Genomic DNA, 11,225 nt, shown 5'->3' on the forward strand with positions numbered 1-11,225 from the left:
GGATCGGACGCGGAGCGTCGCACGGTAGTCAAAGCTTGCAGTTGAACCCCATCAATGCCCCGCTCGCCACGGCTGCCCCAGTGACACCGGCGCATAGAGCCGGGTGCGCAGCGCATCGCGGGAGAGCAGGACCAGGACGACGATGGTTGCCACGTAAGGCAGCATCGCCAGAAGGTTGGACGGTATGGCCAGACCGATGCCTTGCGCCACCAGGTGCAGGATGCTGGCGAGGCCGAACAGGTAGGCGCCAAGCAGCAGGCGCCAGACACGCCAGCTGGCGAAAACCACCAGGGCCAAGGCGATCCAGCCACGTCCGGCACTCATGTTTTCTGCCCACATTGGCGTGTACGCCAGCGACAGGTAAGCCCCTGCCAGACCAGCCATTGCGCCGCCGAACAGGACCGCCAAGGTGCGCACCCGCAACACCGGCAGCCCCATTGCGCTGGCGGCGTCCGGGTTTTCGCCGACCGCCTGGATGATCAGCCCGACGCGGCTTTTCAGCAGCGCCCATGCCACCAGCGCAAACAGCGCAAAAGACAGGTAGACGAGCAAATCCTGGGCAAACAGCATGCGGCCGATCAGCGGGATATCGCTCAGGAAGGGAATCGCGACCGGCTCGAAGCCACTTAGTGGTTTGCCGACCCAGGCCGCGCCGACGAAGCTTGAAAGGCCGACACCAAAAATGGTCAGCGCCAGCCCGGTCGCCACCTGATTGGCGTTGAATACCAGCGCGACCACGGCAAACAAGGCGGACAGCAGCATGCCCGCCAGCATTGCCAGCAACACGCCCAGCCACAGATTGCCAGTGCTCAGCGCGACGATGAAACCGGTCACCGCGCCGAACAGCATCATGCCTTCTTGGCCCAGGTTGATGACGCCGCTTTTCTCGCAAATCAGTTCGCCCAGCGCAACCAGCAACAACGGTGTACCGCAACGGACCATGGCGTAGAAAATGTTGCTCAGCAGGTCGATATCCATCATGCGGCTCCTGTGACAGGTGTCATCTGGCGCTTGGCCCGGCGTTGCTTCAAGCGGGGGCGGTAAAGAATCAGCACGTCGCAGGCGAGCAGGAAGAACAGCATCATCCCTTGAAACAACTGAGTGATTGCGAGGGGCAGGTTCAAGGTCATCTGCGCGTTTTCTCCGCCCAGGTAGAGCAGGGCGATAAGCAGGCTGGAGAACAGAATGCCGATGGGGTTGAGTCGGCCAAGAAAGGCCACGGTAATTGCGGCGTAGCCATACCCCGGGGAAACCTGCGGCACCAGTTGGCCGATGGGGCCGGTGACCTCCGAAACACCCGCCAGCCCGGCCAGCCCACCGCTGATCAACAGCGCCAGCCAGACCAGTTGCTTCTCGCGAAAGCCGACGAACCCGGCTGCGCGTTTATCCAGCCCCAGCACTTTGATCTGAAAGCCGACAAAGCTGCGCTGCAGCAGGACCCAGACCGCGACCAGCGCCAGCAGGGCGAAATACACGCCGATGTGCGCACGACCCTCGTCCATCAGCAGCGGCAACCGGCTGGCGTCGCCGAAGGTCGCGGACTCCGGGAAGTTCATGCCTGCCGGGTCCTTGAGCGGCCCGTGTACGAAGTACAGCAGCAAGTTCAGCGCAATGTAGTTGAGCATGATGCTGGTCAGGATTTCGTTGGCATTGAAGTGAGTGCGCAGCCACGCCGTTACGCCCGCCCAGGCCGCGCCTGCCAGGGTTCCCGCCAGGAGTACCATCACCAACGCCCAGCGACTTTCCATCTCGATGATGTTCACTGCTACCGCACTGCCCGCCAGCGCGCCGAGCAGCAACTGGCCTTCAGCGCCGATGTTCCAGATACGGGCCTGGTAGGCGACTGCCAGCCCCAGCGCGCAAAGCAGAATCGGCAGCGTCTTGACCATCAGTTCCGACAGGCCATACAGATCGCTGACCGGTGCGATCAGCAGGGTGTGCAGCGTCACCAAGGGGTCGAGCCCCAGGCCGATGAACAACAGCGAACCACAGACCAGTGTCAGGACGGCTGCGAGCAGCGGAGAGCACCACAGCATGGCGCGTGATTCCTGACCGCGCGGTTCCAGAGAAAGCAGCATGTTTTGCTCCGTTAACCAGGCGTGTGGGCCCGGGGTTGAGAATGTTCGAACTGTCCCGCCATCCATCCACCGATCTGCACGGCGCTGGTTTGTTGCGTCGGGATCAGGTCGGAAAGCTGACCGCCGCTCAGAGCGGCAAGTCGGTCGCTGATCTGGAACAGTTCGTCGAGGTCTTCGGAAATCACCAGAATCGCAGCGCCGGCATCACGCAAGGCAATCAGCGCCCGGTGAATGGCTGCTGCTGCGCCGACATCCACGCCCCAGGTCGGGTGTGCGGCAATCAGCAGTTTCGGGCTTTGCAGGATTTCCCGGCCGAGAATGAATTTCTGCAGATTGCCGCCCGACAGGCTGCGCGCGGCAGCCTGAGCATCGGGCGTCTTGACCGCGAAGCGGCGAATGATGTCATCGGCCAGTGCGCGAACCTTGCCGCGCTGAATAAGGCCCTTGCTTACCAAGCCTTGCTGGAAGGCAGTCAGCAGGGCGTTATCGGCCAGACTCAACTCCGGCACTGCGCCATGTCCCAGCCGTTCGGCAGGCACAAATGCCAGGCCGCGCTTGCGTCGCGCATCAGGGCGCAAATGGCCGACCGGCGTGTCTTCGAAGCGCAGGGTTGCCGCCTGCGGGTGAGGCAGCGTCTGCTCGCCGCTCAACAGCGCGAGCAATTCATCCTGACCGTTGCCTGCCACACCCGCGATACCGACGATTTCGCCGCTGCGCACGTCCAGGCTGAGATTCTTCAATGAGCAACCGAAAGGATCAGGGTTGTGCCATGACAATCCGCCGACCCGCAGAAACGCAGTGCCGCCGCTGACCTTCTGGTACTGCGCGGTCAAGCCCTCGGCATCACCGACCATCATCCTTGCCAATGCCAGGTCCGAACGTTCAGCCGGGACGCAGTGCCCGGAGACCCTGCCGTTGCGCAGCACCGTTGCGCTGTGGCAGAGCGCCCTGACTTCGCCCAGTTTGTGACTGATGAACAAAATACTGCAACCTTCCTCGGCCAGGCGTCTGAGGGTGACGAATAGCTCTTCGGCTTCCTGAGGTGTGAGCACCGAGGTAGGTTCGTCGAGAATCAACAGGCGAATGTCCTGCATCAGGCAGCGAATGATCTCGACTTTTTGCCGTTCACCAATCGACAGGCTGTGAACCAGACGCTGCGGTTCCAAGGCCATGCCATAGCGTTGCGAGACCTCACGAATGCGCGGTTCCAGTTGTTTTGGCGTGCCGGCGGCAGCACCCATCGCCAGCGCAATGTTCTGCGCAACGCTCAAGGTCTCGAACAGCGAGAAATGCTGGAACACCATGCCGATCCCCAGGCTTCTGGCCTGGGCCGGGTTGCGCATGACCTGCGCGTTGCCTTGCCAGATGATCGACCCTGCATCCGGTTGAGTGACGCCATAAATGATCTTCATCAGCGTGCTTTTGCCCGCGCCGTTTTCACCCAGCAAGGCGTGAATCTCGCCGGGCTGAATGGTCAGGTCGATAGCATCGTTGGCCAGGCAGCCGGGATACCGTTTAGTGATGTGGCGCAGTTGCAGACGCGCAGGTATCGCATGGTTTGACATGAAGGGCTCTGGGCAAAAAAGAGGGTCGCCTGTGGATAAAGCAAAATCCTGGCCAAGGGGTCAGGATTCAAACGCGCCGCTCTGAATAGGGGCAAATAGGAGCGTCAGCCATGAATTATCGACTTTGGCTGGCACTTACCAGACTGTTCAGGCACCAGATCGGGGCGTACCTGCGTTAGCGAAGTCCGAATTTGGCTCATTGAGTTGAGCAGAAAATGTACAGCAAGCGTTGGAGGCGGTGCGATGAACCATTGCGCAGATCTTGCACCTGTTATCCACAGGTTACTCCACAGTTCCTGTGCGCAACCTGCCTGGCGCAGCATAACGCTGCGCTGACTAGCGCCCAAAGGTGCTAAGGCGCGCTAAGCGGCTGTTTTTTCGCTGTTTTCAGGCGCGAGAACGTAAATTGTTCAAAAAATGATCATTCGCCTGAAGCGCCCGGCCCACAAGGCGTGCGATGGACTGTGCTCAGCTTATCCACAGTCGGATGCACAGTAGATGTGGGCAATTACGAGAACCAGGCGGATGTGAGCATTCAGTTGTCCACAGACGGCTGCAGGAGAATTCTGCCGCGGCTCAGATCAGCCAGTTGTTGTTGCAAAACGTCGAGATGCTCCGGGCCGACAGCAATTGCCATCTGCACGCCGTTGGCGGTGAAAACCTCATGGGTCACGAGGCCGTTCAGCTCCGCGAGGCGTAGTTTGACTAGCGCGAGTTCACTGAAGCTGCATTCCAGAGCAAACGATGAACGCTGAACCAGCGGCAGGCGCTCGGCCTGCTGCAAGCACTTGTTGGCGCCGCCGCCGTAAGCACGAGCCAGGCCCCCGGTGCCCAGCTGGATGCCGCCGTACCAGCGAATCACTAGCACCACCACCTGATCGAATTCCTGTGCCTCGATGGCTGCAAGAATCGGTCTTCCTGCCGTACCGCCCGGCTCGCCGTCGTCATTGCTGCGGTACTGAGCGCCCAGTTTCCAGGCCCAGCAATTGTGGGTCGCGTTCAGGTCGCTGTGCTGCTCGATGAACGCCTGGGCATCGGCAGGGTTGTCGATGGGCGCTGCGAGGGTGATGAAGCGGCTCTTGCGGATTTCTTCACGAAACTCGCAAGGGCCGAGGAGGGTATAAGGCATGCGGGTGTCCTTGCTGGCGGCAAGGTGCGGATTCTACAAGGCCGGCGGTGTCAGCCCGCAACCTTTGAGGATGATCCGGATCAGATTATCGCTGGCTTGCGTCATGTCCTGGCGTGTCAAACGGCTGCGGCCGGTCACGCGGCAGATCTGGGTCGCGAAGTCGGCGTAATGTTGGGTGCTGCCCCACACGAGAAATATCAGGTGGACCGGGTCGACCGGGTCCATCTTTTGCGCGTCTATCCAGGCTTGAAAAACCGCTGCCCGGCCCTGAAACCACAGGCGATAGTCCTGATTGAAGTATTCAGTCATACATTCACCGCCGCTGATGATTTCCATCGCGAAGATGCGAGAGGCCTGGGGCTGACGACGTGAGAACTCCATCTTGGCGCGAATGTAGCCGGCCAGTGCTTCGGCGGGGTCGTCGTCGACGCTGAGGTTGTTGAAGGTGCTGTCCCATAGTTCGATGATGTTGCTCAGTACCGCGACATAAAGGCCGAGCTTGTTCGTGAAGTAGTAATGCAGATTGGCTTTTGGCAGTCCGGCTTTCAGCGCGATGGCATTCATGCTGGTGCCCTTGAAGCCATGACGGGCAAATTCATCTTCGGCCGCCTGGATGATCGCGTCCTCGTTCTTCTGACGAATTCGGCTGGCAGGCTTGGAGACGTGAGCGCTGTGTGCTGGGACTTCGAGGGTCATAAGCAATTCCGGACAGGTCATGGGGGCACTACGAGTGAACAGATAACTCACCGGCGGCTATCCCGCAAGCGCCGGTGCAAGTGCAATTGTCGAAAGTTAAAGTGGCTGCTCGAGGTGCTTGGGTTCCGGCACCTTGTCGGATTGGACTGCGGCGACTTTACCCTCTGGAATCAGCAAGCACATGACAATCGCAGTGATGCCGCCACTGGTGATCGCCGAATCGAACAGGTTCTGAATCAACTGCGGCATTTGATGCAGCAGCGAAGGTTGCGCCGCGATGCCAAGACCAACGCCAAACGAGGTCGCAATGATCAGCATGCTGCGCCGGTCCAGTGGCGACTGAGCCAGAATCCTCACGCCTGCCGCCGCAACGCTGCCGAACATCACCAGCGTCGCGCCACCCAATACCGGCTTGGGGATCTGCTGGACGACGGCGCCAATGTGCGGAAACAGCCCAAGGATGAAAAGCACCGCGCCGATGTACAAACCGACATAGCGGCTGGCGACGCCGGTCAACTGGATCACGCCGTTGTTCTGCGCGAACGTGGTATTGGGGAACGCGCTGAACGTAGCGGCAATCATGCAGCTCACCCCATCGCCCAGCACTCCGCCCTTGAGGCGCGCCAGGTAACCCGGGCCGCTGATCGGTTGTCGTGCCAGCATGCAATTGGCGGTGAGGTCGCCGACTGTTTCGATGCTGCTGATCAGATAAATCAGCGCGATAGGCAGGAAAGCGCTCCAGTCGAAGCTGAAACCGAATCGGAACGGCAACGGTACGCTGATCAACGGCAGGTCATGAATAGGCTGCAGCACCAGCTTGCCGCTGAACCAGGCGGCAAGGCTGCCAATGGCCAGGCCGATGATGATCGCCGACAAGCGCACCCAAGGGGTATTCGAACGGTTGAGCAGGATGATCACCGCCAGTACGAATACACCCAGCGCCAGATTCAGCGGTGCACCGAAATCCGGTGCGTTGAAGCCGCCACCCAGATCGGTCACACCGACTTTTATCAGGCTGACGCCAATCAGCGTGATCACGATGCCGGTCACCAGTGGCGTGATCACGCGGCGTAGCTGGCCGATACAACGGCTCAGGATTATCTGTACCAACGCGCCGAAAAAGCACACGCCGAAGATCATCGCCATGATGTCCTCCGGGCTGCCACCGCGCTGCTTGACCAGAAAGCCTGCTGAAAGCACGGCCCCCAGAAAAGCGAAACTGGTGCCTTGCAGACAGATCATTCCGGCCCCGATACCAAACGGGCGACGTGCCTGAATGAACGTGCCAGTGCCTGACACCATCAAGGCCATGCTGATCAGATAGGGCAGGTATTCGGTCAGTCCCAGTGTCGAGCCGATAATCAACGGCGGTGTGATGATGCCGACGAAGCTGGCGAGTACATGCTGAAGCGCTGCCAATAGGGCGGTCAGCGGTTTTGGTCGGTCGTTCAGGCCGTAGATCAGGTCGTTATTGTCACAATCTTCAACGCGTTCAGGAGTGTCAGGCTGCATGGCGAGGTCTCGGAATGGGAAATGCCACTGGCTGGCGTGTCACTTTTTCCTGATGTTGCAAAAAGCTGTCCACCCACTCAGGTTATTGTTGCGAAAGTCGGTGTATTGCCAGATATATCAGCCTGATAGCGTTTTTACGGGTGCCCGCGATTCAGACGAATCAATCCGGTGTCTGGCAGAAATGTGTCATCGGGTAGCAGCCAGTGCTTCCAGAAAGCTTTCCAGCACCAAATGAGGGCGTCGGCCCTTGCGCGTTACCGTGACAAGGTTGAGGTCATAAAACTTCGAGTCAGGTTTCAACGCACGCAGCCTGCCTTCCTGTACCCAGGCGTTGGCGTAATGATCCGGCAGGTAACCGATGTAGCGCCCGGTCAGAAGAAGAAACGCAATGCCCTCACGGTCGGAGGCGCTGGCCGTGCAGGTGAGCGCCTTGTAATGATCCTGAATGTCGTGGGGCAGGCGGAAGGTAGGAGTAATCGCTTCCTGCTGTGCAAGGCGATCGTCATCCAGCGTCGAATTGTCGGCGTAAAAAAGCGGGTGACCGACTGCGCAGTAAAGCAGTGAGCGCTCGCTGTACAGCGCGTGATACTCCAGCCCCGGCAACGCGCTGGCCTGGGGAACGACACCCACATGCAGGCCGCCGTCCAGAACGCCCTGTTCCACTTCGGCGGGGGCAACCATGCGGATATTGATATGCACGCCGGGGCCGCGCTCCTTGAGCCTGGCCAGTGCATGGGTGATGCGCATGTGGGGGAGGGTGACCAGGTTGTCGGTCAGGCCGATGTTCAACTCACCGCGCAAATTTTGATGCAGACCGTTGACTTCGGTCCTGAAGCTTTCCAGTGCGCTGAGCAACTGCAGCGATGACTGGTAGACCTCGCGGCCTTCATCGGTAAGCGAAAAGCCGGCCCGCCCTCGCTGACACAAACGCAGGCCGAGGCGCTGCTCCAGGTCGCTCATCTGTTGGCTGATGGCGGACCGGCCAATACCCAGCGCACTTTCGGCAGCCGAAAAGCCGCCTGCTTCGACCACACTCTTGAAGAGGCGCAGCAAGCGGATATCAAAATCACTGACTTGCGCCAACGGATCGGAACGGCGAAGGCTCATTGTTTAGTAAATGCCTAACTAAAGATCGTGAAAATCATGTTTCACCAACTTTAGTCCCGTGGCACCTTGGCTGCAATCACTGTTCGTCTACGTGCCTGCGAGGCTCGCTCCATGAATATGTTTGAATCGTCAGAAGTGCCAGTCACCAGCCAGCTGAAGCTCGATGCTCACTGGATGCCTTACACCGCGAATCGTAATTTCCACAGCGACCCACGCATGATCGTCGCCGCGCACGGCAGTTATCTGACAGACGACAAGGGGCGCAAGATCTACGATGGCCTTTCCGGTCTCTGGACCTGCGGCGCGGGGCATACTCGCAAGGAAATTCAAGACGCTGTGTCGCGGCAACTGGGCATCCTGGATTACTCACCCGGCTTTCAGTTCGGGCACCCCCTGTCATTCGAGCTGGCGGAAAAGATCACCGAGTTGACGCCGGGCAATCTCAATCACGTCTTCTATACCAACTCTGGCTCCGAATGTGCGGACACAGCGGTGAAGATGGTGCGCGCCTACTGGCGGCTGAAAGGCCAGGCCAGCAAGACCAAAATGATCGGCCGCGCGCGTGGTTATCATGGCGTGAATGTAGCCGGCACCAGCCTGGGCGGCGTCAATGGCAATCGCAAAATGTTCGGTCAGTTGATGGACGTCGATCACCTGCCGCACACCTTGCTGGCCAGCAATGCTTTCTCCAGGGGTATGCCCGAGGCCGGCGGTATCGCGCTGGCCGACGAGATGCTCAAACTGATCGAACTGCACGATGCATCGAATATTGCGGCGGTGATCGTGGAGCCGATGTCAGGTTCGGCGGGTGTGATTGTTCCGCCACAAGGCTACCTCAAGCGTTTGCGCGAAATTTGCGATCAGCACAACATCCTGCTGATCTTCGACGAAGTCATTACCGGCTTCGGTCGTACTGGCTCGATGTTCGGCGCCGACAGTTTCGGCGTGACTCCGGACCTGATGTGCATCGCCAAGCAGATCACCAATGGCGCCATTCCGATGGGCGCTGTTATAGCCAGCAGCGAGATCTATCAGACCTTCATGAATCAGCCCACGCCGGACTATGCCGTCGAGTTTCCGCATGGTTACACCTATTCGGCACATCCGGTGGCATGCGCGGCGGGGTTGGCTGCGTTGGAGCTGTTGCAGCGTGAACACCTGGTGCAGCATGTTGCAGACATTGCGCCGCATTTTGAAAGCGCGTTGCACGGTATCAAGGGCGCGAAGAATGTCGTCGATATTCGTAATTACGGGCTGGCAGGGGCTATCCAGATTGCACCCCGCGACGGGGATGCAATCGTGCGGCCTTTCGAGGCTGGCATGAAGTTGTGGAAAGCAGGTTTCTATGTGCGCTTCGGCGGCGACACTCTGCAGTTCGGCCCGACCTTCAATAGTAAGGCGCAAGACCTCGATCGCATGTTCGACGCCGTGGGCGAGGTATTGAACCAGCTTGATTGATCACGCTGGCAATCTTCTCGCACAGGTACTTTTTCCTGTCAGGGGTGAATAGATTCGCGCCTGACGCCGTTTTCTGGAGTTTTCATGAGCAACATTCAGCACTTGATTCATGGCGAGTTCGTGTCCGGCAACGGTCGCGTGGCAGATGTGTTCAATCCGTCGACCGGGCAGGTTATCCGCCAGGTGGCGCTTGCCAGCCGTGAAACCGTTCAGCATGCCATCGACTCCGCCAAATCTGCGTTCCCGGCCTGGCGCAACACGCCGCCTGCCAAACGTGCCCAGGTAATGTTCCGTTTCAAACAACTGCTGGAGCAGAACGAAACACGCATTGCCCGGTTGATCAGTGAAGAGCACGGCAAAACGCTGGAGGATGCGGCTGGCGAGCTCAAGCGCGGGATCGAAAACGTGGAGTACGCCTGCGCAGCGCCGGAAATATTAAAGGGTGAGTACAGTCGCAACGTGGGGCCGAACATCGATGCATGGTCCGACTTCCAGCCGCTGGGCATTGTTGCGGGTATCACTCCGTTCAACTTTCCGGCCATGGTGCCGTTGTGGATGTACCCGTTGGCGATCGCGTGCGGCAACTGCTTCATCCTGAAGCCGTCCGAACGTGATCCGAGCTCCACGTTGTTGATTGCCGAATTACTGCATGAAGCCGGGTTGCCGAAGGGTGTGCTGAATGTGGTGCATGGCGACAAGGTGGCCGTCGATGCACTGATCGAGGCGCCAGAGGTCAAGGCACTGAGCTTTGTCGGCTCTACGCCGATTGCCGAGTACATCTATAAGGAGGGCGCTGCACGGGGCAAGCGGGTTCAGGCGTTGGGCGGGGCCAAGAATCACGCCGTGCTGATGCCGGACGCGGACCTGGACAACGCAGTCAGTGCCCTGATGGGCGCGGCCTACGGATCCTGTGGTGAACGATGCATGGCGATCTCTGTAGCAGTCTGCGTGGGCGATCAGATTGCCGATGCGCTGGTGGCCAGGCTCGTTCCGCAAATTCAGAGCCTGAAGATCGGTGCCGGTACTGCCTGTGGCCTGGACATGGGGCCGCTGGTTACCGGGCAGCATCGCGAAAAGGTCAGCGGCTATATAGAAGACGGCGTGCAATCGGGCGCAACGCTGGTTGTGGACGGCCGGGACCTGCAGATTGCCGGGCATGAGCAGGGCTTTTTCATGGGCGGCTGTCTGTTTGACCGCGTAACGCCGCAAATGCGTATCTATAAAGAAGAGATCTTCGGGCCGGTGCTCTGCATCGTGCGCGTGGATAGTCTTGAGCACGCCATGCAACTCATCAATGATCACGAGTACGGTAACGGCACATGTATCTTCACCCGCGATGGCGAAGCGGCGCGGCTATTCTGTGATGAGATTGAAGTAGGGATGGTCGGGGTCAATGTGCCGCTGCCCGTGCCGGTTGCCTATCACAGCTTCGGTGGCTGGAAGCGTTCTCTGTTTGGCGACCTGCATGCTTATGGGCCGGACGGTGTGCGCTTCTATACGCGGCGCAAGGCGATTACCCAGCGCTGGCCGCAACGTGCCAGCCATGAAGCGTCGCAGTTTGCGTTCCCCAGTCTGTAAATTTTCAGGAAGGGAGATCGTTCTTTACAATGATCTCCCGCGTTTACTGGGGTTCACCGAGCGGATTGCAGGTTTTTGAAAATAACGGTTGACGCCCTCTGT

General features: G+C 59.3%; 9 protein-coding genes. 2 read left to right on the top strand and 7 right to left on the bottom strand.

The genetic code is table 11. The annotated features are described in order from the left end of the window. Nucleotides 1–51: 51 nt before the first annotated feature. From ALO43_RS09720 to ALO43_RS09750, 7 genes are all read right to left on the bottom strand, one after another. The gene (locus tag ALO43_RS09720; RefSeq protein ID WP_005887336.1) at nucleotides 52–978 is read right to left on the bottom strand and encodes an ABC transporter permease; all 927 of its coding nucleotides are present in this window, start codon (nucleotides 976–978) and stop codon (nucleotides 52–54) included. Then, nucleotides 978–2,078 carry an ABC transporter permease gene (locus ALO43_RS09725; protein ID WP_024691691.1) on the bottom strand — a complete coding sequence of 367 codons (1,101 nt, stop codon included), beginning with the start codon at nucleotides 2,076–2,078 and terminating at the stop codon, nucleotides 978–980. The genes ALO43_RS09720 and ALO43_RS09725 overlap by 1 nt, the downstream gene beginning before the upstream one ends. Before the next feature lie 11 nt (nucleotides 2,079–2,089). After that, the gene (locus tag ALO43_RS09730; protein WP_053932347.1) at nucleotides 2,090–3,643 is read right to left on the bottom strand and encodes an ABC transporter ATP-binding protein; all 1,554 of its coding nucleotides are present in this window, start codon (nucleotides 3,641–3,643) and stop codon (nucleotides 2,090–2,092) included. A gap of 535 nt (nucleotides 3,644–4,178) precedes the next feature. Then, a complete protein-coding gene (locus ALO43_RS09735; protein ID WP_005887342.1) occupies nucleotides 4,179–4,772 on the bottom strand; it encodes an IMPACT family protein in 594 nt (197 codons plus the stop codon). 33 nt (nucleotides 4,773–4,805) lie between these two features. After that, entirely contained in the window at nucleotides 4,806–5,468 is a 663-nt protein-coding gene (locus tag ALO43_RS09740; protein ID WP_005887343.1) for a TetR/AcrR family transcriptional regulator, read from the bottom strand. 96 nt (nucleotides 5,469–5,564) lie between these two features. Beyond that, nucleotides 5,565–6,980 carry a uracil-xanthine permease family protein gene (locus ALO43_RS09745; protein WP_053480424.1) on the bottom strand — a complete coding sequence of 472 codons (1,416 nt, stop codon included), beginning with the start codon at nucleotides 6,978–6,980 and terminating at the stop codon, nucleotides 5,565–5,567. Between the two features lie 186 nt (nucleotides 6,981–7,166). Continuing rightward, nucleotides 7,167–8,087 carry a LysR family transcriptional regulator gene (locus tag ALO43_RS09750; RefSeq protein WP_024671595.1) on the bottom strand — a complete coding sequence of 307 codons (921 nt, stop codon included), beginning with the start codon at nucleotides 8,085–8,087 and terminating at the stop codon, nucleotides 7,167–7,169. A gap of 111 nt (nucleotides 8,088–8,198) precedes the next feature. Here ALO43_RS09750 and aptA point away from each other — a divergent pair, with 111 nt between their 5' ends. Together aptA and ALO43_RS09760 are read left to right on the top strand one after the other, a co-directional pair. Further along, nucleotides 8,199–9,545, top strand: coding sequence for an omega-aminotransferase AptA (gene aptA / locus ALO43_RS09755; RefSeq protein ID WP_054997435.1), 1,347 nt, complete (start codon nucleotides 8,199–8,201; stop codon nucleotides 9,543–9,545). Between the two features lie 84 nt (nucleotides 9,546–9,629). Continuing rightward, nucleotides 9,630–11,123: a CoA-acylating methylmalonate-semialdehyde dehydrogenase gene (locus ALO43_RS09760; RefSeq protein WP_054997436.1), complete on the top strand. Its 1,494-nt coding sequence runs from the start codon at nucleotides 9,630–9,632 to the stop codon at nucleotides 11,121–11,123. Nucleotides 11,124–11,225: the final 102 nt, after the last annotated feature.

This window comes from Pseudomonas tremae, assembly GCF_001401155.1.
GTDB classification, from domain to species: domain Bacteria; phylum Pseudomonadota; class Gammaproteobacteria; order Pseudomonadales; family Pseudomonadaceae; genus Aquipseudomonas; species Aquipseudomonas tremae.